General features: G+C 61.7%; 21 protein-coding genes. 10 read left to right on the top strand and 11 right to left on the bottom strand.

Features of this window, described 5'->3' with window-relative positions; genetic code table 11:
• The first annotated feature begins 349 nt into the window (after positions 1–349).
• Positions 350–823 (top strand): hypothetical protein, encoded by a 474-nt coding sequence (locus ACVOLL_RS13295; protein ID WP_481513324.1) that lies wholly within the window; start codon positions 350–352, stop codon positions 821–823.
• A gap of 8 nt (positions 824–831) precedes the next feature.
• Here ACVOLL_RS13295 and ACVOLL_RS13290 read toward each other — a convergent pair whose 3' ends face one another.
• On the bottom strand, positions 832–2,079 hold the full coding sequence (locus ACVOLL_RS13290) for a hypothetical protein (RefSeq protein WP_481513323.1): 1,248 nt from the start codon (positions 2,077–2,079) through the stop codon (positions 832–834).
• A gap of 277 nt (positions 2,080–2,356) precedes the next feature.
• Here ACVOLL_RS13290 and ACVOLL_RS13285 point away from each other — a divergent pair, with 277 nt between their 5' ends.
• A complete protein-coding gene (locus ACVOLL_RS13285) occupies positions 2,357–2,788 on the top strand; it encodes a hypothetical protein (protein WP_481513322.1) in 432 nt (143 codons plus the stop codon).
• 48 nt (positions 2,789–2,836) lie between these two features.
• On the opposite strand, the gene ACVOLL_RS13280 is transcribed toward ACVOLL_RS13285, so the two are convergent.
• A complete protein-coding gene (locus ACVOLL_RS13280; RefSeq protein ID WP_481513321.1) occupies positions 2,837–3,514 on the bottom strand; it encodes a hypothetical protein in 678 nt (225 codons plus the stop codon).
• 289 nt (positions 3,515–3,803) lie between these two features.
• Here ACVOLL_RS13280 and ACVOLL_RS13275 point away from each other — a divergent pair, with 289 nt between their 5' ends.
• A complete protein-coding gene (locus ACVOLL_RS13275; protein WP_481513320.1) occupies positions 3,804–4,385 on the top strand; it encodes an ester cyclase in 582 nt (193 codons plus the stop codon).
• Positions 4,386–4,500: 115 nt separating this feature from the next.
• Here ACVOLL_RS13275 and ACVOLL_RS13270 read toward each other — a convergent pair whose 3' ends face one another.
• Positions 4,501–5,739, bottom strand: a complete 1,239-nt coding sequence (locus tag ACVOLL_RS13270) for an MFS transporter (RefSeq protein ID WP_481513319.1) — start codon at positions 5,737–5,739, stop codon at positions 4,501–4,503.
• A gap of 96 nt (positions 5,740–5,835) precedes the next feature.
• On the opposite strand from ACVOLL_RS13270, the gene ACVOLL_RS13265 reads away from it, so the two are divergent.
• Positions 5,836–6,282 carry a winged helix-turn-helix transcriptional regulator gene (locus ACVOLL_RS13265; protein ID WP_481513318.1) on the top strand — a complete coding sequence of 149 codons (447 nt, stop codon included), beginning with the start codon at positions 5,836–5,838 and terminating at the stop codon, positions 6,280–6,282.
• Positions 6,283–6,665: 383 nt separating this feature from the next.
• On the opposite strand, the gene ACVOLL_RS13260 is transcribed toward ACVOLL_RS13265, so the two are convergent.
• The 3 genes from ACVOLL_RS13260 to ACVOLL_RS13250 all read right to left on the bottom strand — a co-directional run bounded on the left by ACVOLL_RS13260 (position 6,666) and on the right by ACVOLL_RS13250 (position 9,787).
• On the bottom strand, positions 6,666–7,241 hold the full coding sequence (locus ACVOLL_RS13260; protein WP_481513317.1) for an Ltp family lipoprotein: 576 nt from the start codon (positions 7,239–7,241) through the stop codon (positions 6,666–6,668).
• A gap of 265 nt (positions 7,242–7,506) precedes the next feature.
• The gene (yjjJ, locus tag ACVOLL_RS13255) at positions 7,507–8,898 is read right to left on the bottom strand and encodes a type II toxin-antitoxin system HipA family toxin YjjJ (RefSeq protein ID WP_481513316.1); all 1,392 of its coding nucleotides are present in this window, start codon (positions 8,896–8,898) and stop codon (positions 7,507–7,509) included.
• Positions 8,899–9,208: 310 nt separating this feature from the next.
• On the bottom strand, positions 9,209–9,787 hold the full coding sequence (locus ACVOLL_RS13250; RefSeq protein WP_481513315.1) for a hypothetical protein: 579 nt from the start codon (positions 9,785–9,787) through the stop codon (positions 9,209–9,211).
• Between the two features lie 689 nt (positions 9,788–10,476).
• On the opposite strand from ACVOLL_RS13250, the gene ACVOLL_RS13245 reads away from it, so the two are divergent.
• Positions 10,477–10,857, top strand: a complete 381-nt coding sequence (locus tag ACVOLL_RS13245; protein WP_481513314.1) for an IS3 family transposase — start codon at positions 10,477–10,479, stop codon at positions 10,855–10,857.
• Between the two features lie 92 nt (positions 10,858–10,949).
• Here ACVOLL_RS13245 and ACVOLL_RS13240 read toward each other — a convergent pair whose 3' ends face one another.
• From ACVOLL_RS13240 to ACVOLL_RS13220, 5 genes are all read right to left on the bottom strand, one after another.
• Positions 10,950–11,384 carry a hypothetical protein gene (locus ACVOLL_RS13240; RefSeq protein ID WP_481513313.1) on the bottom strand — a complete coding sequence of 145 codons (435 nt, stop codon included), beginning with the start codon at positions 11,382–11,384 and terminating at the stop codon, positions 10,950–10,952.
• Positions 11,377–11,649, bottom strand: coding sequence for a hypothetical protein (locus ACVOLL_RS13235; protein ID WP_481513312.1), 273 nt, complete (start codon positions 11,647–11,649; stop codon positions 11,377–11,379). Before ACVOLL_RS13235 ends, ACVOLL_RS13240 begins: the two co-directional genes overlap by 8 nt.
• A gap of 59 nt (positions 11,650–11,708) precedes the next feature.
• A complete protein-coding gene (locus ACVOLL_RS13230; RefSeq protein ID WP_481513311.1) occupies positions 11,709–12,551 on the bottom strand; it encodes a TSCPD domain-containing protein in 843 nt (280 codons plus the stop codon).
• Positions 12,552–12,628: 77 nt separating this feature from the next.
• A complete protein-coding gene (locus ACVOLL_RS13225; RefSeq protein WP_481513310.1) occupies positions 12,629–13,435 on the bottom strand; it encodes a histone in 807 nt (268 codons plus the stop codon).
• Between the two features lie 145 nt (positions 13,436–13,580).
• Positions 13,581–15,734 (bottom strand): adenosylcobalamin-dependent ribonucleoside-diphosphate reductase, encoded by a 2,154-nt coding sequence (locus tag ACVOLL_RS13220; protein ID WP_481513309.1) that lies wholly within the window; start codon positions 15,732–15,734, stop codon positions 13,581–13,583.
• Between the two features lie 462 nt (positions 15,735–16,196).
• Between ACVOLL_RS13220 and ACVOLL_RS13215 the strand changes: the two genes are divergently transcribed.
• The 5 genes from ACVOLL_RS13215 to ACVOLL_RS13195 all read left to right on the top strand — a co-directional run bounded on the left by ACVOLL_RS13215 (position 16,197) and on the right by ACVOLL_RS13195 (position 20,187).
• Entirely contained in the window at positions 16,197–17,627 is a 1,431-nt protein-coding gene (locus ACVOLL_RS13215; RefSeq protein WP_481513308.1) for a Do family serine endopeptidase, read from the top strand.
• 120 nt (positions 17,628–17,747) lie between these two features.
• Positions 17,748–18,107 carry a hypothetical protein gene (locus tag ACVOLL_RS13210; RefSeq protein ID WP_481513307.1) on the top strand — a complete coding sequence of 120 codons (360 nt, stop codon included), beginning with the start codon at positions 17,748–17,750 and terminating at the stop codon, positions 18,105–18,107.
• 5 nt (positions 18,108–18,112) lie between these two features.
• The gene (locus ACVOLL_RS13205) at positions 18,113–18,598 is read left to right on the top strand and encodes a phage holin family protein (protein ID WP_481513306.1); all 486 of its coding nucleotides are present in this window, start codon (positions 18,113–18,115) and stop codon (positions 18,596–18,598) included.
• The gene (locus ACVOLL_RS13200; protein ID WP_481513305.1) at positions 18,595–19,050 is read left to right on the top strand and encodes a protein sip-5; all 456 of its coding nucleotides are present in this window, start codon (positions 18,595–18,597) and stop codon (positions 19,048–19,050) included. The genes ACVOLL_RS13205 and ACVOLL_RS13200 overlap by 4 nt, the downstream gene beginning before the upstream one ends.
• A gap of 45 nt (positions 19,051–19,095) precedes the next feature.
• Positions 19,096–20,187, top strand: coding sequence for an AI-2E family transporter (locus tag ACVOLL_RS13195; RefSeq protein WP_481513304.1), 1,092 nt, complete (start codon positions 19,096–19,098; stop codon positions 20,185–20,187).
• Positions 20,188–20,287: the final 100 nt, after the last annotated feature.

Genomic DNA, 20,287 nt, shown 5'->3' with positions numbered 1-20,287 from the left:
GTGAGCCACGAAGCTGAAGATCCCCAAGCCGTCAGGTGCTTGCAACTGCATAGCCCGCGGGCGCGCAACCCTATCCAGCTTCGCGACTGACGTCGCTCCCACAACGTGCGGGGAAGGTAACCGCCGCCGCTTTTGTGGGAGCGGCGCAAGCCGCGAAGCGAGCGATCAAAAGCCGCACGCCCGCGCAACCACAAAGCTTTCAAGTGCGGCGGGAATCTCAACTTCACGACTGACGTCGCACCCACACGTGCCAGATCAAGCAGCTCGGCGTGACTATAATTCCCGCATGGCATACGGGCTGCGGTACGCCCGCGACAGGTGCTACTCCCGCAATCCGGATCCAGACTCAATGGCCATCTCGCTTCTACCGCAGAACATGCTTGGCCATTGGACCGGGCGAACACCCGAGGTCTGCGAGTTCCAGCATGGATCCACGCTGATCTTTGTCGAGTACGTTGACGCCTATCCCATGGAGCGCAAGCTCGCGACTGCCCGGCAAACCATCAACGATGCGTTCGCGGAGATACCATGCGCCTTGGCCTTCGCATCAGCAGTGTCTGCGGCACGACACCCCGCGTTCTGGAGGCATGCCAATCGCCTGGAACTCACACAACCATTGTTGATCGTCTTCAGCATTCGCTACGTCCCTGATAACGACCAGCCCATCTATGAGATTTCCTGGAACCCAAGCTTCCAGACAGAATCCGGCATGGTGTACTCGGACAAGTGGGTCGAGGAGACGATTGAAGTAAACACTCCAGATGATGGCGAGTTCCTGCGCGTGAAGCGCATCAGCAGAAACCAGTATCAACTCCTCGACTGACGACCAAGCTAGAACTGCCCCCGCTCCACACCTTGATTCCATGATTCCGGCCGCGGTGTCCAATGGCCCTCACCCAACACCGCTTCAAGCAGGTTTTGGATTGGGTAGCCCAGATGCTGCTCCGCTGCCAGGCCACCGTCGCTCATCTGTGCTGCGCCCACGAAGGCCCGGAATGCAAGCTCATCGCCAGCTGCAAGCGCGGTGATCTTCTTGGCAAGATCGTAGGACAGCCGGTTGCCATCGTCGGCAGCCAAGAATGATTTACCCGACCAGAACGCCTGGATGCTCTCCTCATTCCAATACGCTGCGTGCTGGGCGGCGATCTCATGCGGGAAGTACATCTGTGCGCCCGGTGCCGCCAACTGGGGGTACAAGGTGTGCTCGGTATTCACCGCAAGGCCCTCGTTCAACCACGCCGGTATTGGCAGGTGTTGCAACAGGCAGTGCGTGAGCTCGTGGGCGATCACCGGCTCCATGGCGTCGATGATCTCCAGCGGCATGACGAAGTGCCCGTAGCCGGCCTTGATGAACATGCCCGATGACATCGCATACTCGCCATCGTCTGGGTAGTAGTGCGACACATAGGCGTAGTAGTCCTGCTGGTCGGCGAACACCATCACTACGTGCTTGCCCTGGTTCTGCTCGACGGCAAGCTCGCCCAGGCTGCGATTGATGCGCGACAACAGGCGCTGGCAGCTGGCCAGGAACACCTCGCCGGGCCGATCCATCAGGTTCGACAGCAGCAGAAAGTCGGCGGACTCGGTAATGCGGTAATGCTCGCCCAGGCGCTGGTTGAGCGCCTCCAACCATTCCTTCGCCGCCGACGTGCGATGGATATACATAGCTTCTGCATCCATCTCCGCCGGAGCGTCCTCGCTGATGCGCCCCCAGTCCGCTATCGGCAACTCGGCACCATCATACCAATGCATCCGCACCGGAACACGCGGCAGCGGCGGCGCCGATTTCCCGGTCTTTTCCCGCGAAAATTTGGTTGCAAGCCATCCAATCAAGGCGAAGATCAACACGAAGCAGACCACCAGGAACAGTACGCCCTTGCCCATGTCCCGACGCCGCTCCGCGTTGGCATCATTCGATGGCACAACCGCGGCGGTGGCCACGGGCGCGATCGCTGCGGTGGCAATAGCAGATGACGCCACAGTCAATCCACTTCCGGTGGCGGCACCAGGTTCCGGTACAGCCGCAGCGCTCATCCCCGCTTGCGCCACCAGAACGAGCAGGATCAGTAGATACCTCATGCCGCGCGCCTCTCTGATGCTGACGCACGCCGCGCCGCCACCCGCGTCACACCAATCTCCACTCCGTGCATCTGCTTCACCACACCACCTCTCCCTGTGTCTGGCCGCGCATGATACGGCCTTCGCGCGAGGCTCACGGCACTGCAGTTCCGCTACCAAAGCTCTGTAACCACGTGCGTTAAAGAAACCACTACGCTTGCCGTTGTATCAGGCGGGCCTATGCGCCGCGCAACGGATTGCGGCCCGCATCATCCCCATCGAAATCCAAGGAGTTCCAATGAAGAAGACATTGACCGTCGCCCTGATCACGCTACTCGCTTCGCCGTCCCTGCTGGCCGCCGACTACGGCTCCTACAAAGGCAGCGGCGGCATGAGCGCCCACAAGATCAAGGCCAACGTCTACGAGTACCACTACGACAACGGCTTCACCGGCGCAGACGCGATGGGCTGGGACCCGAACCTGCAGTTCGCCTGGTCACGTGTAGCCGCGGCAAGCGCCTGTGGCGTCGCCGTGGACAAGGCCAAAGCCATGGACGCCCTGCAGACGCAGTACCAGCAGGATCCGATGATCCAGGAGATCGTGGGCATTGGCTTCCACGAAGCGCAGGTGAAGGCCAACCCCAGGTTCCGCAGCGAAACGCGTGTGGCGGCCCTCCGCCAGCTGGTACCCAGCCTTGAGGATGGCAGCTTCGAGAAGCCCTTCAACTGAGGACAGCGGACCGCTGTCCGCGCATCAATGCAGTGCAGGCGATGGCTCCTACTCAGCTTCCTCGCAGGTGCCGTCGTCCCTCAGCAATGCAGGATCCACTGGCCGGGTTTCGTCGATGAGCGCACGCTGTTCAGCACTAGGCTTGCCCAACCATACCGCCTTGCAGTGCGAAACCAGCCGGCCAACCAGGCGTGCCTGCTCAGGCTGATAGAGCATCGCCAACTGGTGCGTATCGCACTGATGCGCTTGGCAGGCCGTGTAGTACCACCAGGTCTCGCTACCCAGTGTCTTCGGCACGCCCGGGGCACTGGGACCGCTGAGCAACCGCTCACGCTGCGACGGCATATCCGGATCAGCGTGGTCATGCGGGGCGGCCTCCTTCAGCAATGCATCAAATGCCGCCGTCACCTTGGCATCAGCACGACCGCAGTTGTCCACGGTATTGCCACCCACCAGGGTAAAGAAGTGCGTCGCCAACGGTGCTTCTTCACAGCTGGGTTCGTAGTCGAACGCTGCTGGAGTGGGGGCATCGCCCTCCGGGTCGCCCTCTTCATAAGGAGAGGATTCTGTATCCACGATGTCAGCGACGGGATCCGCGCTGGGCGTGCCCGGCGACGCGGGCCCCGGTACCGCGGCAGCGACGCCCTCCGCATCGCCTGCCGGCATCTGCTTGCAACCCAGCAGCAGGCCAACAAGCAGCGTCACTCCCAAAATACGGACTTTCATGTTCCACCCCAGGTAATCAGTACGTTGCATCCATGTCGTTCCCGGTCACGCAGCGGGAATCGGGCAATTGTAGCTTCTGGGTCCAGGAATTGAATGGGCGTGGCTGCCAGCCATACCGATACTTGAAGCGGCGAGAAGGCGAAGTCCAGCACCGCGGCCGCTTCACACACTCAAAACCAAGTGCGGCTCATTCTTCCTCTACTTCCAGCCTGCCCGGTTGGCCTTTTCGGCATTGGTTGGAACACCACGAGCGTAGTTACCTCAGCGCGTACCTTGCAGGAGCCGTTCAATGAATGCCGTGAAGCGAATCGCGTTCGCTGTTTCCGTTGCACTCACCTCGGTTGTGGCCGCGCATGCTGCGGAGCCACCAACCAACAGCTGGCCTGCCAGCAAGGTGGGCGAGGCAACACCCGCCGTCCCGGGAATGCCACCGGCCTTGGCCAGGAACCTGGCGACCTTCGACGACCTCGATTTCCGCGTCTACACAAAGCAGCAATGGGATGACCTGCACCTGAGCCACGCCAAGGACATCGTCGTGCACTACCCGGACGGTCACACCACCACCGGTTTGCCGGACCACATCAAGGAACTGGACTTCATGTGGACCTTCGCACCCGACAACCGCATCACCGAGCACCCGGTGCGCTTCGGCTCTGCGAACGCCGAGTGGACGGCCGTCGCTGGCTTCATCGAAGGCACCTTCAGCAAACCGATGGTGCTGGCCGATGGCACTGTGATCCAGCCCACCAACAAGAAGTACCGCCTGCCGATGGTCACCATTGGACACTGGAACGCACAGGGGCAGATGACGGAGGAATTCCTGTACTGGGACAACGCCGCTTTCATGAAGCAGATTGGTGTTGGCAACTGAGGTCGATACCACTCAGTCCAACATATCGATTCATGCACCGAAGCATCGCTGTTGTGGCCCGGGCAGACGTCGCGCGCCCGGGCCACTGCTTCCACCTATCGAACGATGCTGTTCGCTATCGCGGCTGCTTTGGCATGTAGCGCCTAGTGGCAAGCCAGAACACTCCGGCAGCGCCACAGATCGCTGCGCCCAGCATGCAGACACCACTCCAGCCCGCTCGTGCGTAGGTTGCCGTGGTGGCAATCGCACCGGCCCCGCTGCCTATCGCATAGAACAGCATGTACAGCCCGACCAATCGACTATGTGCCTGTGACTGCTCCCGGAGAATCATGCTCTGGTTGCTCACGTGCAGCGCCTGTCCGCCCAGATCCAGCAGGACGATACCGGCGGCCAATGCCCATAGTGATTGCGGCATCAACGACAGTGGCCACCACGCCAGAAGCAGCACCAATAGTGCGATCGCGGTGACGGTTTGACCTCGCCCACGGTCGACCCATCGGCCTGCTCCGGTGGCACCCAGCGCACCGATCACGCCGACCAGCCCGAATGCGCCAATAGCCGTATGCGAGTAACCATAAGGCGGCGCACTCAGCGGCAACACCAGCGCGCTCCAGAAAATGTTGAACGCCGCGAACATCAGCAATGCCAACATTCCACGGATCTGCAACACCCGATCCTGCCGCAACAGTCGAGCCATGGAAGCAAGCAGCTGCACGTAGCTCATTGCCTCCGCGCTCGCGGGCATGCGCGGAAGCTTGCGATAGAGACAGCCAGCCAGCAGCAACATCACCAGTGCGGAAACGATATAGACGCTACGCCAGCCGCCAAGATCGGCCACAGCACCAGCGACCACCCGCGCCATCAGCAGGCCAATGAACACGCCCGCCTGCGCGGCGCCCACTACACGCCCACGTTCGTTGTCGCCAGCGGCGCTGGCGGCATAGGCAATCAGCCCCTGCGTCATCGCAGTGCCGAGCAGACCAATCGCCGCCATGCCCGCCAACAACAGCCACGGTGATTGCGCCCAGGCCACCCACAGCAGCGCCGCCACCAAGGCCAGCAACTGGATCAGCATCAAGCGACGCCGCTCCAACCTGTCACCCAATGGCACAAGCAGAACCAAGGCCAAGGCACTGCCAACTTGGGTTGCAGTCACCACGCTGCCGACAGCGGCCAGGCTGATGCCCAGCGATGCGGCCAGCAGGTCCAGCAAAGGCTGCGCGTAGTACACATTGGCCACGCACAGCCCGCTGGCGATGGCGAACAGCCATACCAGGCCTGGAGGCAGCGCATCACCTGGCAGCTGCGTGGTGGCCTCGCGGTGTTCCAGGGAGCTTTCCAAAGGCAGATTCACGGCCGACCCAATCCAGTTGCAAATAACAACCAGATAGATGCTAGCGGACAGTGGTTTTAAAATGCAACTACAATGCACGCAACCACAGGAGCCGCCATGCCCCGCCGCAGCCTCGAATCCGACTCACCCTGCCCGGTAGCCCGCAGCCTCGACCTTATCGGCGACCGCTGGTCACTGCTCATCCTGCGCGATGCATTCGATGGTGTGCGGCGCTTCGGCGACTTCCAGCGCGGCCTGGGCGTGGCCCGCAACATCCTCACCGACCGCCTGCGCAAGCTGGTGGACGCGGACATCCTGCAGCTGCATGCCGCTTCGGACGGCACGGCCTATCAGGAGTACGTGCTCACGCCCAAGGGCGAGAGTCTGTTCCCCATCCTGGTCGCCCTGCGCCAGTGGGGTGAGCAGCACCTGTACCAGCGCGGCGAACGCCACTCGCAGCTGCTCGACAACCGCAGCGGCAAGCCGGTTCCGCTGATGCGGTTGCAGGGTGTCGATGGAGCGTTCCTGAAACCGTCGGATACACGGGTGCGCAAGTTGGCGTGATGCCGGATTTACCCAGCGGGTATCCAATCACTGAGGACTGGGGTGACAAGACAGAGCATTGGCTTGACCTGCGCCCCTGACTTTCACCCAACTCCGCTGGTCGCATCATCAGGACGCATTCCTGGCTGCTGTCCAGAACATTCGCGGTGCGCTTCAAGAACGCAGTAGAGCATGAGGAACAGTGGAATTCCGACGAATCAACCTGCGCGACTGCACTTGATTTCCATCGACTCTGACAAGGCCGATCACATCCAGTCGTCACGCTCGCCAGAGCGGAAGCCCGACTCTGAAGTGACCAAGCATGCCTTGGTAGTTCCCTTCTTCCAAAAAAAGGGGCGAAGCCGGAATCCGAATCCGCCCCCTTACTCAAGCCGAGGCAACTATTAGTTGCAAGCACCCGCTTGACGTGCGCCGTGAGTCGCTTGGCTCACGGTATATTTCTCGCCAGCACTCGACGAGAGCTGCTCAATGAGCCCCTTGCAGGAGAAACCCTGCATGCTGAGATACTGCTGTGCGGACCTGACCGCCTGCTCATCCCAATTGGCATTCAGGCTATCCACCGCAACAGTGGCATCGGCAACACTGTAACCCTCTCCAGCATCTGCCGAGAGTTGGTGAATAAGTCCGTTCCGCGAGAACCCTGCCATGCTCAGGTATTGCTCCGCAGAACGGGACGCATTCTTCTGAGGCCCGGTCAGGCTATCCACCACGGCATTTTCGTTCTTCGCGCCAGCCGCAGCATCATCCTGCTTAACGGTCTCAGCTTGCGGGTTGGCGGCCTTTGCTGCTTCAACTCGCGCAGCCTCTTCCTTCTTCTTGTCAGCACGCTCTGCGGCCAGCTTCTCACGCTCAGCAGCTTCAGCGGCCTTCTGCTCGGGCGACTTCGTCGCCTGAATGATCATTCCCAGTGCAATGAGACCCACAAAAGCAATAAAAATCCATTTCAGAAACTTCTTCACACTTCCCCCTTCACTTGTTATAGAACTTTTTCAATGCATGTACCGATGATGCCGCGAACGCAACCTGCCCATTAGGCAACCTTTCGCCGTAAAAGCGATCAGCCGACAATAATCCAGCTCGAGACCATGACTGTCAAACGCCAGAGTTCTCTCCGCTGAGGTCGCCCCCCTCAACGCAAAACCTGCGGATATCGGGCGACCCAAGCCCACCTCTCAACCAAGGGCCAGTGCAAAAACCCGACCCTGAATTGACCCCGGTTTTCTTTCAGCTGCCGAAGCGCTGGGCGTAGCGGCGGACCACCTCGATGTTCTGCCGAGCCATGGCCTGAATATCCAAGGCGACCTCTGCATCCGCAACCTGCTGCCAGAACTGCACGGCCAACTGCGCGGCCCACGCAATGAATGCCGTTTGCCCGGCCCTGCTGGGCGCATTGATGCTTATCGGTGCGGGTACGCGAACATTTCCGCTCTGCGCAGATGGGGCCATATACATCGGCAACATGTCGTAAGCCGGGCACAGGGGGAGCAGGCCGCTGTCGATCAGGTGGAAACCGATGTTGCCGAGATGCATGTCGGTATTGCCGATGAATCTGCCGAACCAATGCAACCGCGCCATGTTCTCGGCGGTATCGCGGCTGATCAATCGCTCGCCAACGAGCTGTTCCCCGGCCAGACCCCAGTCGCGCGGTCCCTCACCGATGAAGGCTGCATCCAGCGCCAACAACGAAACGAAACCGCGCCTGCCCAATACGTCCGCAGTGCGGTCAAACCGCTCTACTTCAAGGAATACGTGTTCGTCGCTGCGCAGCAACTGCGTGCGGGCAGCCGGAAAGCCTGCCTCGCGCAGCGTGGCCAACGCCAGATGCTCACAGATGAGCAGATCCGCCCAACGTGCACCCAGCGGATTCAACGATGGCAGCGCGAACTTGACCAAGGCAGCGTAGCGACCAGTAGCGGTAACAACGGTGGCCGTGAACTTGGGCTGCTCGCCACCTGGAGATGAGCCTACGTCCTCGCCATCGAGGGCGTCCCTGGCGCGTATGGCGTAGACCTCGTGCCGGCTGCCCATGTCCACCCGATCCGGTGGCGCATCCACATCCAGCAACGCACGGTCGATCGCGGCCTGCCCCAACAGCAGGTCGCCGACACTGGTGCCGCCATGCAGGATGCCGAGCAGGTTGTCGCGCGACTGCCAGCTCTTCAGGTCCACCGACACACCCAGCGCCCGGCCCAATCGATGCGCCATGGACCGCCCGAGGAAGCCTTGCGGGCGCACGTCATCCAGAAACCAGGGCAACCCCGGGAAGTAGCCGGCCGGGCCATCCACGTGGCGCAGGAGGTTCGGATGATCACCCGTAGGTTCAAAAAGGAAGCGGTCTCCACGCAGCGCGTGCAAGGTGCCCAGCTCTTCCATGTGGGCGTCGGGGTTCATCCGGTAAAGCGGCCACGTGCTGGGCCGGACCAGAGCCGTGGCTACGTAGGCCGTTGCGCGCGCCCTGCCAACCCGACGCACCTGATCACCGGCCTCCGCCACCAACCGCGACAGGACGGGCCGGGAGACGGCCAACTTTTCGACCACCTCACCGGCCGGCACCGGATCGCCGCTCCGCAGCAATTCAAGCAGTTGCGAGACGCTAGCGGATGAGGGACGGGCCATGGTCAACGCTCATTTCTTTACGATTAAAGAAACGATACTGCCAGCCGAGAAATACTTCAATCCATTGATAAAGTTAGAAATCACCTTCAACGACAGGGCTACAAGTCGATAATTTCTTTACGATTCCTCAGCTCCAAGGCATGGGCCATCGCGCACCTGCTGCGGCAAATCCAGTTGATTCCATAAAGCCAACAGCACCTAGCGAACGAGGGCCAGAACAGAAACGCCGACTCTGATCCCGGTCCCTACACGTTGAGCCAGAGCGAAAACCTCGCCCTGGCTCCAGATTACCGCCGTTGATCAAGCTCGATCAGGTCAAGCCCAGGGTTTGCGACTTCAGCTCTTCCTGGCACTGCTCGCCAGAACGCTTCAAGCGCGCCTTGAGCTCGGCTGCGCTGTTTCCAAGCAACTGCTCGTGGCTGGGTGCGTCATCGCTGTACTCCGGGACCCGCGCGCAGAAACCCTCCGCCACAAGCTTGCCCGTGCGCGTATCGATCAAGCGCAGCTTCACGCTGTAGATGACCCGATAGTTGTTCCAGTCGGCCGGGAAGTACGCGAAGCTCCAGTTGACGGTCTGGACATCCAGCAGCAACCCCGCGCCGGGGTATTGCTTGGCCATGGCAGCAGGATTGGTCGAGTCCAGCTGGCCATCGGCCAAGCGCACTGGCACGGACAATTTCTCCGCCAGCGCCCGACTGAGTCCATCCGCAATCGCCACGGCCGGGTCTTCGATCTGGTTCTCTCTGACAATCGTATTGCCCGCAGAAATAATCGCGGCAGCACCGATCAAGCCAAACCCCGCCTTGCCGGCAGTCACTGCACCAAAGGATGGCAACTCCCGCTTGCTGACGATCACCGTCTGATGACCGGCCTGCTGCAGCGCTGGCATATCTGCTTTTACAGTTTTTGTACTGACACAGGCAGGCAACATACAAACTACGAACAGCGCGATAAGAGCATGCCGCATACATCCCCCTGGTTGGAATGGAATGCCGGCGCTCCATCGCCCCCTTCTCCAAGGATATGGAAATGTGCCCGGTGCTGGATCATATCCAATATCTGCCCCGGAGAAATGCACCTTTGTTGCCCGGGCAAAACTCGGCGCACCCGGGTGCCGCAAGAGTCGATGGACTGGGTTTACGGGGAGTCGACATCCGGACTACGTCACCGTCAACAACACATGGGCCAGAGCGGAAAACCCGACTCCGCTCCAAGCAGGGAAAACCGACTCCGCCGCCCGGCCCCTTTCGCGCGGGCTGACTATTTGTGGGGGCGGCGTAAGCCGCGAAACACGTACATCATCAGATCACACAAATGCCGAGGGCTTCAGCAATGTCAGCTTCGCGGCTTACGCCGCTCCCACAAGCCACCAGCTTTCTTGCTTTAACGGAAGTGCACCTGCTCCCCTTCGTCCGGCTGATGCTGGCAATCCAAAGCCCATCTAACAACAAAGGGCCGGAACGGAAACCCGACTCTGATCCCTATTTTCCCTGAAGCCTGTAATACAGCGCAAAAGCGACGAACGCGACGAACGCGACGAACGCGACGAACGCGACGAACGCCAAAATAGTACTGAGCATGAGCCGGCCAAGCATACCCTACGACAACGCAATGATTGAGATTTTCTTCGCCAATATGACGCTTGAAATCATCGATGGCCGTCCGTTCCCCAGTCGAGAGGAAGCTAGGACGGCCATCTTCGAGTACATCGAACTGTTCTATAACCGGGCCCGGCTCGATTCAGCCCTCGGCTGCACCACACCTTTACAGATCGAACAGCAATATCAACAGGTCGGGAGTATCGCCGAACTACCTTATCCATGGAATCCGGGGCAGTTCACTCGACCCTTGCTTTCGCGAATGCCAGAAACAAGAACGCCGAACATCGGCTCGCCCCCCCCCTGGCCACCGCACTCCCGGGCGCGTTGCGCTTACCCGGGCTACATTACTGACCACTAATCTATGGGATCCGGAGCAACCCACTCTGCCCCTGCTTCCGCATTATCTTTTCGTCAAATCCAGAAAGACAAGTCCTGCCCCACATCTCACTTTCAAATAACGGTGAAAACGAAAAGGAGCCCCGAAACAATCGGAAGATAAGTCTTCACCTTGACTCCCCAAAACCCCAGAAGTTCGATATCTCTCGTAAATGGCCAAGGATTCACATCATTCGAATTGAGCGACTCTTTCGCATCCAACTTCCATTGCGCCTTGTCGCGCTCATAGATATCGTGTTGTCTATCATGGAGAACTGCCATTCTCTCGGCCAGAAGGAGTGACAACAAAATTGTGAGAAGTGCGAAGAACACGGACAACCTTGGAAGAAGATGCGCAGACATCCCACCCGTACCCTGCACAGCCCAATTTGCAGCAATCAGAGCCAAAGAAAGGACAACGCTTAGCTCACTGATTTTCCCTGACCAATAATTATAAGCATCATCAACCTTATCGATACATTTAGTCGCGTGATCATCAACCTCAGACACGGCGCCCTCCTCCATTCCCACGTCCAGTGGCTATTGCCTTCCAGCCCACTACTTTCTTCACGGCCTTCTTGACCGCTACTTTCTTCGCGGCCTTCTTGACTGCTACTTTCTTCACTGCCTTCTTGACCGCTGCTTTCTTTGCGGCCTTCTTGAGCGCTACTTTCTTCGCGGCCTTCTTGACTGCTACTTTCTTCACTGCCTTCTTGACCGCTGCTTTCTTTGCGGCCTTCTTGAGCGCTACTTTCTTCGCCGCTTTAACCGCCATATCTCCCCCAAAAAAAAGCCGACACAAGTCGGCTTTCTATCACAAAACTCAAAACAAAATTACCCGCACTTGCTATACCCACAATTCAAGCAAGTCTGGCAGCCATCCATGATTACCAGCGCCTTGGTGCTGCACTTGTGGCACATGGTGGCGGCGGCCGGGAAGCTGCCGTTGTCGGCGCTTTCGGGGGCGGCTTCGGGGGCGATAGCAACATCAAGAGCTACCCCTCCCCAGCCCTCCCCTTCGCTTTGCGAAAGGGAGGGGGTTGCAGCTGCACTCGGCGTGGCCGGCGCTGCGATTACTTCACTGTTTTTTTTTGAGCGTTCTTCGAACTGCTTGCGCTTCTCGGCGATCAGGGCGCGCTGGTGGGCGCTCATTTCCGGGTCGTGCAGCAGGCCGATCGACTTCATGTGCTCTTCGACGATGGAACCCAGTTCGGCCACCAGCGACGGCATGTACACGCCGCCGACCTTGAAGTAACCGCCCTTCGGGTCGAACACGGCCTTCATTTCGTCAACGATGAAGGTGACGTCGCCGCCCTTGCGGAACACGGCGGACATGATGCGGGTCAGCGCTACGATCCACTGGAAATGCTCCATCGACTTGGAGTTGATGAAGATCTCGAACGGACGGCGCAGCTCGTGCTCGGTGCCCTGGTTGAGCACGATGTCGTTGATGGTCACGTAGAAGGCGTGTTCCACCAGCGGCGATTTGATCTTGTAGGTGCTGCCGATCAGCACCTCCGGGCGCTCGATGCGCTCGTGCATGTGCACGATGTTGTCGGCCGGGGACTCGTCCAGGGCGGCAGCCACCGGGGTCTTGGCCGCAGCGGTTTCACGGGCCTTGTCGTCCGGGGTGATGACGGAATAGCCCTTGATTTTCTTGTCGATCTTGACGGCCATGGTGCGAGTCCTGGTTATGCGTTGCTATACGGATTGGCAGCAACCCCGTCCTTGCGGGACGGGGCGCGCGGTGCGGCTTACTTGCGGGTCGCCTTCTTGGCGGCCTTTTTCACTGCGGTGGCCTTTTTGGCAACCGTCTTCTTTGCGGTAGCGGCCTTCTTGGCCACGGTCTTCTTGGTCAGGGCAACCTTCTTGGCAACCGTCTTCTTGCTGACGGCTACTTTCTTGGCGACCTTCTTTTCAGTGGCCTTCACCGTCTTCTTGACGGCGGCGACCTTCTTGGCGGCCTTCTTTTCGACCTTCTTCACTGCCTTCTTGGCAGCGGTGGTCTTCTTGACGACAGCCTTGGCAATCTTCTTCTCGGTGGCCTTCACCGACTTCTTGGCGGCAGCCGCCTTCTTGCCGACGGCCTTGGCGACCTTCTTCTCGGCAGCCTTCACCGTCTTCTTGGCCGAGGCGACCTTGGTGGCGGCCTTCTTCTCGACCTTGGCGATGGCCTTCTTGGTCGCCGCACGCTTGCCGGCGCCCTTCTTCTTCAGCTCGGTGGCTTCTGCCTTGGCATTGGCCTTGGCGGCTTCCAGCTTCTGGCGCACGGAAGCGACCTTCTTCTTTACTTCCTTCTTGGCCGCGCTGGCCTTCTTGGCGACGACCTTCTCAGCCTTCTTGACGGCCTTTTCGGCCTTCTTTACAGCCTTCTTGACCTTGGCCACCTGTTTCTTGGCGCCGGCCTCAACCTTCTTTGCACCGGCCTTCACTGCAACCACGGCGTCGCTGGCGGTTGCCGCGATGCTCTCGCCCGCGTGGGCAACGGTTTCCTTGACGGTTTCTTTCACGTTCTCGGCAACCTGGGTTACGGTCGCGGTCACACCATTACCATTGCTCATAAAGCCCTCCTAAGGGCATCGGGTCTGTAATGTGGCGATGCTATATCGAAGCCGATGCAACGTGAAACAAGCGCGCAACAGGAAGGTGGCGGCGAAGCCACCGTCACGCCCTCCCAGCGCGCGGCCGGGAGGGCGATGAAGGCACTTAGAACTTGCCGTAGTAGCCTTCTTTCAGAGCGTCGAACAGGTTGGCGGCGGTGTGCATCTCGCCGTCGTACTCGATCTGTTCGTTGCCCTTGACCTCCACCACCTGGCCGTCTTCCAGCTCGAAACGGTAGGTGGTGTTCTCAAGATCCGCTTCCTTGACCAGTACGCCCTGGAAGGCCGCCGGGTTGAAACGGAAGGTGGTGCAGCCCTTCAGGCCCTGCTCGTGGGCGTAGCGGTAGATGTCCTTGAACTGCTCGTACGGGTAATCGGTCGGTACGTTGGCGGTCTTGGAGATCGAGCTGTCCACCCACTTCTGCGCGGCGGCCTGCACGTCCACGTGTTCCTTGGGCGAGATGTCGTCGGCGCTGATGAAGTACTCCGGCAGCTTGGCGTCGGCCTCGTCGGAGAACGGCATGGCCTTGGTGTTGATCAGCTGGCGGTAGGCCAGCAGCTCGAACGAGAACACGTCCACCTTTTCCTTGGACTTCTTGCCTTCGCGGATCACATTACGGCTGTAATGGTGCGCGAACGAGGGCTCGATGCCGTTGGAGGCATTGTTGGCCAGCGACAGGCTGATGGTGCCGGTCGGGGCGATGGAGCTGTGGTGGGTGAAGCGCGAACCGACCGTGGCCAGCTCTTCCACCAGCTCCGGGGCCACCGTGGCCACGCGCTGCATGTAGCGGCTGTAGCGGGCGTGCAGCACCTTGCCGGCGATCTTCTGGCCGATCTTCCAGCCGTCCTTCTTCATTTCCGGGCGCTGGCGCAGCATCGCGGCGGTGACGTCGAACTGCTCTTCCATGATCGGGGCGGCGCCCTTCTCACGGGCCAGTTCCAGGCCGGTTTCCCAGCCAGCCACGGCCATGTCGCGGGCGATGGCTTCGGTGAACTCGCAGGAATCCTTGCTGCCGTACTTCATCTGCAGCATGGTCATGGTGCTGCCCAGGCCGAGGAAGCCCATGCCGTGGCGGCGCTTGCGCATGATCTCGTTGCGCTGCTGTTCCAGCGGCAGGCCGTTCACTTCGACCACGTTGTCGAGCATGCGGGTGAACACGCGCACCACTTCCTTGTACTCGTCCCAGTCGAACGAGGCCTTGTCAGTGAACGGGTCACGCACGAACTTGGTCAGGTTCACCGAACCCAGCAGGCAGGCGCCGTACGGCGGCAACGGCTGCTCGCCGCAGGGGTTGGTTGCACGGATGTTCTCGCACCACCAGTTGTTGTTCATCTCGTTGACGCGGTCGATCAGGATGAAACCCGGCTCGGCATAGTCATAGGTGGAGACCATGATCATGTCCCACAGGTGACGGGCACGGATGTGGCCGTACACCTTGCAGGCCACCAGGCCGTCGTCGCGCACGATGTAGTTCTCGTGGGTCGGCCATTCGCGCCACACCACTTCCTCACCGCTGGACGGGTCCAGCTCGGCCTGTTCCTTGGTGTTGATCGGGAACACCAGCTGCCAGTCGGCGTCGTTGTTGACCGCATCCATGAAGCCGTCGGTGATCAGCAGCGACAGGTTGAACTGGCGCAGGCGGCCGTCTTCGCGCTTGGCGCGGATGAAGTCTTTCACGTCCGGGTGCGACACGTCGAAGGTGCCCATCTGCGCGCCACGACGGCCACCGGCCGAGGACACGGTGAAGCACATCTTGTCGTAGATATCCATGAAGGACATCGGCCCGGAGGTGTAGGCGCCAGCGCCGGCAACGAAGGCACCGCGCGGACGCAGGGTGCTGAACTCGTAGCCGATACCGCAGCCGGCCTTCAAGGTCAGGCCCGCTTCGTGGACCTTTTCCAGGATGCCGTCCATCGAGTCGGTGATGGTGCCCGACACGGTGCAATTGATGGTGCTGGTGGCCGGCTTGTGCTGCTGTGCGCCGGCATTGGAGGTGATGCGGCCAGCCGGGATCGCGCCACGGCGCAGGGCCCAGGCAAAACGCTCATACCAGTAGGCGCGCTTGTCGTCGGTCGCCTCGGCATCCGCCAGGGCACGGGCCACGCGCAGGTAGGTGCCGTCGATATCGGCGTCCAGCGCTTCGCCCGCCTTGGTCGTGAGGCGGTACTTCTTTTCCCAGATGTCCTGCGAGGCAGGTTGCAGAGGGATCATGTCCGACTTGGTTTGATTGCTGACCACTTCCAGACGCACCGTACTCATGATTGTGGAAACTCTCCTGGGGCACCTTGCGGTGCGATTTTTCTTTTCCCAAACAGGCCGGGCAGCAAAGACAACGACGCGCAGGCGCGTGTTTACGCGCCTGTCGGCGGGATGAGGGGATTCCGGGAAAAACCGGTTTTCTGCATCACTGTCGCGGTCATTGCACGCCTTCCGTTGGGGTGCTTGCACCCCGAGCACTAAACCCTACTGCTTGGGGACGCTTTTCACATCAACCCAACATCTAGTGGGTGATGACCGGACCAAGCTTACCCACCCACGGGGTGATGTCAAACGAAAAATGTACGTCTTCTCTATTGCATTTCGTGCAGGGCTTGAGGCTCTTGGGATTGCGGCAATGCAGAAGTTTCATTGCCGATTTAGCTGCCCCCCGCCACACTCGTGTTCAGCAACCCGCCCCACCCCGGCGCCGCCCTCGGGCGCCCCCGCATGGAACCCCCGGCAATGCGACCCATCCCGACCCTGCTGACCCTGGCCCTGGCCGCCGCCTTTGGTGGTTTTACCGCCACCGCCATCAATGCCCACCTGGACAACCGCGCCGACGCCGCTTCGCTGAGCACGGTATTGCCCACCACCGCCGCGCTGCCGTCTGCGGTCGCCGGGCAGGCGGTGCCGTCGCTGGCACCGATGCTGGAGCAGGCCATGCCAGCCGTGGTCAGCGTCAACACCAAACAAGTGGTGCGGGTACGCAACCCCTACTTCGACGACCCGTTCTTCCGCCGCCTGTTCCCGCAGGTGCCGCAGGAGCGCATCAACGAGTCGCTGGGCTCGGGCGTGATCATCGACGCAGCGCGCGGCTATGTGCTCACCAACCACCACGTGGTCGAGAACGCCGACGACGTGCAGGTCACCCTGGCCGACGGGCGTACGGTCAAGGCCGAATTCCTCGGCTCGGACCGCGACACCGACATCGCCCTGATCCGCATCCCCGCCGAAAAGCTGACCGCACTGCCGCTGGGCAATAGCGACCAGCTGCGGGTGGGTGACTTTGTGGTGGCGATCGGCAACCCGTTCGGCTTCAGCCAGACGGTGACCTCGGGCATCGTCTCGGCGGTGGGCCGCAGCGGCATCCGCGGGCTGGGCTACCAGAACTTCATCCAGACCGATGCCTCGATCAACCCCGGCAACTCCGGTGGCGCGCTGGTCAACCTGAACGGCCAGCTGGTCGGCATCAATACCGCCAGCTACAACCCGCAGGGCAGCATGGCCGGCAACATTGGTCTGGGCTTGGCCATTCCGTCCAACCTGGCCCGCGATGTGGTCGAGCAGTTGATCACCAAGGGTGTGGTGGTGCGCGGCACGCTGGGCGTGGAAACGCAGAACCTGACCCCGCAGATCGCGCAGGGCCTGGGCCTGGAAGAAGCCCGCGGCGCGCTGGTGACGCGCGTGCTGGCCGGTTCCGGTGCAGCCGCTGCCGGGGTAAAGGCCGGCGACGTGGTCACCGCGATCAATGGCCAGCGCGTGGACAGCGCACAGGCCCTGCACAACTTTGAAGGCCTCTCCACGGTCGGCCGCACGGTTGATCTGGAAGTGCGCCGCGATGGCAAGCCGCTGCAGCTCAAGGCCACCTTGAAGGAACAGCCGCGCGCGGTGGCCGGCGACACGCTCGACCCGCGCCTTAGCGGTGCGACCTTCGCCGACCTGCCCGAGTCGCTGCGCCAGGCTGGCATCAACGGCGTGCTGGTCAGCGAAGTGGCACGCGGCAGCCGCGCCGCGCAATCAGGTTTGGCCAGTGGTGATGTGATTCTCGCGGCCAGCAGCGGCGCGTTCACCGACCTTGCCGGCTGGCGCGCAAGCTTCGGCCAACGCCCGCCGCAGCTGGTGTTGAGCATCCTGCGCGGTGGCAGCCAGCGCGGCCAATTGATGATGCGATGATGCTCAAGTGAGCATCTTGTTGTGTCGGCGTAACGTTGTTTACACCCGGCAACTGCTATTTGTTGAGTTCTGTTGCAACCGCGCGCCATCTGGCGCACCCGCTGAAACCAGGAGATCACGATGAGCCCCACCAATACCGAGAACATGAAGGAACACCTGGGCGAGGCTGGCGCACACCTGAAGTCCGCCGCTTCCGCCGCTGGCTCGGCCGTCAAGGGCGCTGCCGGTGCCGCCGGCGACGAACTGCGTCTGGGCAAGGCCAACATGAAGGCAGAACTGTCCGACAGCGCGCTATCCGGCCTGGCCGCCGCTGAACTGGGCGGTGCCGCTGCCAAGGAACAGGTTGATGCACTGATGGACAAGGGCAAGGACCTGCTCGACAGCGCCGCCGACCTCATCCGTGAGCGTCCTCTAGCCTCGTTCGGCGTGGCCTTCGCCGCTGGCTGGATCATCGCCAAACTCGCCCGCAGCAACGACTGATCGGCGTGAGCGATAACGCAACACCGCCCACCGGCGACGATTCCACCCCGGGCCAGGCGCCCGGGCTGGAAGAAAGCATCCGTCAGGTTGGCGCGGCTGGCCGGCAGACGCTGGACTCGGCCTCCAACACGCTGCGCTCCCTGCGCCGGCTGGCTTCGGCCGACCTGGCCCTGGCGCGCAGCGCATTTGGTCGCTCATTGGCGTGGAGCGGCGTGGCCATCGTATTCGGCGCCTCTGCGTGGCTGCTGTTGGCGGCCACCGCGGTGGCAATGCTGCAATACATGGGCTTGTCGCTGTTCGTCTCACTGCTGATCCCCACCCTCACCAGCCTGGCCGTCACCGGCTACGCGATATGGCGGGTGTCGTACTTCTTCCACCACACCGGCATGCATGCCACCCGTCGCCAGTTGTCGCGACTGGGCTTGTTCGACGAACCAAGTGGCGAAGACCCCGATGCCGAAGTGAAGATCCCCGGGGAGAACACACCGTGAATTTCGAAGCCCTGCAACGCCGCGTGCGCCGCGCCGAAGCCGTGGTGCAGGTGCGTGGCGAGGAAACCACCCAGCAGTGGAACCAGCTCAACCAGAGCTGGCGCAGCGCGTGGACGCCCGGCCGCATCGTGGCTGTCGGCCTGGCTGGCGGCTTCCTGGCCGGCAAACTGGAACCCGGCGGCGCCTTCAGCGGCAGCCGTTGGCTGCAGATGATCGGCTCGGTGTCCGGACTGGTCAGCAGCGCGCAGGCTTCGGTCGCCTCGTTTGCCGCCGCTGCGGCTGCGGCGGGCGTGATGGCCGGGCAGGCGGCGGCCGATGTCGATGAAGGCGACGACGAGAGCGACGAGGACAGCACACCGCCGCCCGCCACTGCAGCCAACACCGCACGCAGCAACAGCACGCCAACGCCACCCGGCCCCGCCGAAGCGGCGACAGAACTGTCAGAATCCTGAGCACGGCGCCCTTGCGCGCCGTTCCGTTCACGGAGCGCTGCCCGCATGTCTGACCCGTTGCCCGAAGCCATACCCCGCCCTGCTGAAGCCCCAGCACCACGCCCACGCGCGCCCGTCGCCGTGGTGGTGCTGGCGACGCTGGCGGTGGGCTATACGCTGTGGGCCGCGCAGGAAGTAATCCTGCCGGTGCTGCTGGCGATGTTCTTCGCGCTGATCGGCAACCCCATCATCCGCCTGCTGCAGAAACTGCACCTGCCGCGCTTCCTGGGCGCACTGCTGGTACTGGCGGCAGGCCTGGCCGGCAGTACCGCGCTGACCGTGCAGCTGGCCGGTCCGGCCGCCGAGTGGGTGCAGGAAGCGCCGCAGCAGATGCGGCAGATCTCGCGGCAAGTGCAGGACTTCGTCAAGCCGGTGCAGCAGGCCAACCTGGCGGCGGAGAGCTTCGCCCGCGCTGCGGGTGGTGAGGGCAACCGCAAGGTGCAGGTGATCCGCACCCAGCTCGACGATCCCTACAAGGCGCTGGTGCGCACGCCCAAGCTGGCCGCCTCGGCGCTGGCAGTGGTGCTGCTGACCCTGTTTTTCATGATCTACGGTGAAAACCTGCAGCGGCATGTGATCGCGCTGCTGCCCAATCGCCAGCAGAAACGCTTCACCGCCGAGATACTGCGCTCGATCGAGCGCGAGATATCCCGCTACGTACTGACCATCACCCTCATCAATGTCGGCCTGGGCCTGATCCTGTCCGGCGTGCTGATGCTGCTTGGCATTCCGCTGCCCGAAGCCCTGCTGTGGGGCACTGTAGCCGCGCTGCTGAACTTCGCCCCGTATGTGGGGCCGCTGATCGGCATCGTGCTGATGCTGCTGATGGGCTTCGTCGAATTCCGCGATCCACTGACCGCCTTGCTGCCGGCGCTGGCCTACCTGGCCCTGCATACGCTAGAAGGGCAGCTGATCACGCCCATCGTGCTCGGCCGCAGCATGGCGATCTCGCCGCTGATGCTGATCCTGGCACTGATGTTGTTCGGCTGGCTGTGGGGCATGGTCGGCCTGCTGTTGGCAGTGCCGCTGCTGGTCTGCGTGAAGCTGGTGCTGAGCCGCGTGGATGGCATGCACGGCTGGGCAAAGCTGCTGGAATAAGCGCCGCTTTTGTAGGAGCGGGGGGAGGCCCGCCCGGGGCCAAGGGGGGGCGTACCGCAGCAGGCGCCAACGCTGACCCTCCCGGGGGGCGGGGGAGGCC

The sequence above is a fragment of the Stenotrophomonas sp. STEN035 genome, from assembly GCF_056759935.1.
This window is presented reverse-complemented; position numbering and strand designations above follow the sequence as displayed.

Coding starts and splice junctions, on each gene's coding strand:
- ACVOLL_RS13295 (WP_481513324.1), top strand. CDS start 350: ATGGCCATCTCGCTTCTACCGCAGAACATGCTTGGCCATTGGACCGGG.
- ACVOLL_RS13290 (WP_481513323.1), bottom strand. CDS start 2,079: ATGAGGTATCTACTGATCCTGCTCGTTCTGGTGGCGCAAGCGGGGATG.
- ACVOLL_RS13285 (WP_481513322.1), top strand. CDS start 2,357: ATGAAGAAGACATTGACCGTCGCCCTGATCACGCTACTCGCTTCGCCG.
- ACVOLL_RS13280 (WP_481513321.1), bottom strand. CDS start 3,514: ATGAAAGTCCGTATTTTGGGAGTGACGCTGCTTGTTGGCCTGCTGCTG.
- ACVOLL_RS13275 (WP_481513320.1), top strand. CDS start 3,804: ATGAATGCCGTGAAGCGAATCGCGTTCGCTGTTTCCGTTGCACTCACC.
- ACVOLL_RS13265 (WP_481513318.1), top strand. CDS start 5,836: ATGCCCCGCCGCAGCCTCGAATCCGACTCACCCTGCCCGGTAGCCCGC.
- yjjJ (WP_481513316.1), bottom strand. CDS start 8,898: ATGGCCCGTCCCTCATCCGCTAGCGTCTCGCAACTGCTTGAATTGCTG.
- ACVOLL_RS13250 (WP_481513315.1), bottom strand. CDS start 9,787: ATGCCAGCGCTGCAGCAGGCCGGTCATCAGACGGTGATCGTCAGCAAG.
- ACVOLL_RS13245 (WP_481513314.1), top strand. CDS start 10,477: ATGAGCCGGCCAAGCATACCCTACGACAACGCAATGATTGAGATTTTC.
- ACVOLL_RS13235 (WP_481513312.1), bottom strand. CDS start 11,649: ATGGCGGTTAAAGCGGCGAAGAAAGTAGCGCTCAAGAAGGCCGCAAAG.
- ACVOLL_RS13230 (WP_481513311.1), bottom strand. CDS start 12,551: ATGGCCGTCAAGATCGACAAGAAAATCAAGGGCTATTCCGTCATCACC.
- ACVOLL_RS13225 (WP_481513310.1), bottom strand. CDS start 13,435: ATGAGCAATGGTAATGGTGTGACCGCGACCGTAACCCAGGTTGCCGAG.
- ACVOLL_RS13220 (WP_481513309.1), bottom strand. CDS start 15,734: ATGAGTACGGTGCGTCTGGAAGTGGTCAGCAATCAAACCAAGTCGGAC.
- ACVOLL_RS13215 (WP_481513308.1), top strand. CDS start 16,197: ATGCGACCCATCCCGACCCTGCTGACCCTGGCCCTGGCCGCCGCCTTT.
- ACVOLL_RS13210 (WP_481513307.1), top strand. CDS start 17,748: ATGAGCCCCACCAATACCGAGAACATGAAGGAACACCTGGGCGAGGCT.
- ACVOLL_RS13195 (WP_481513304.1), top strand. CDS start 19,096: ATGTCTGACCCGTTGCCCGAAGCCATACCCCGCCCTGCTGAAGCCCCA.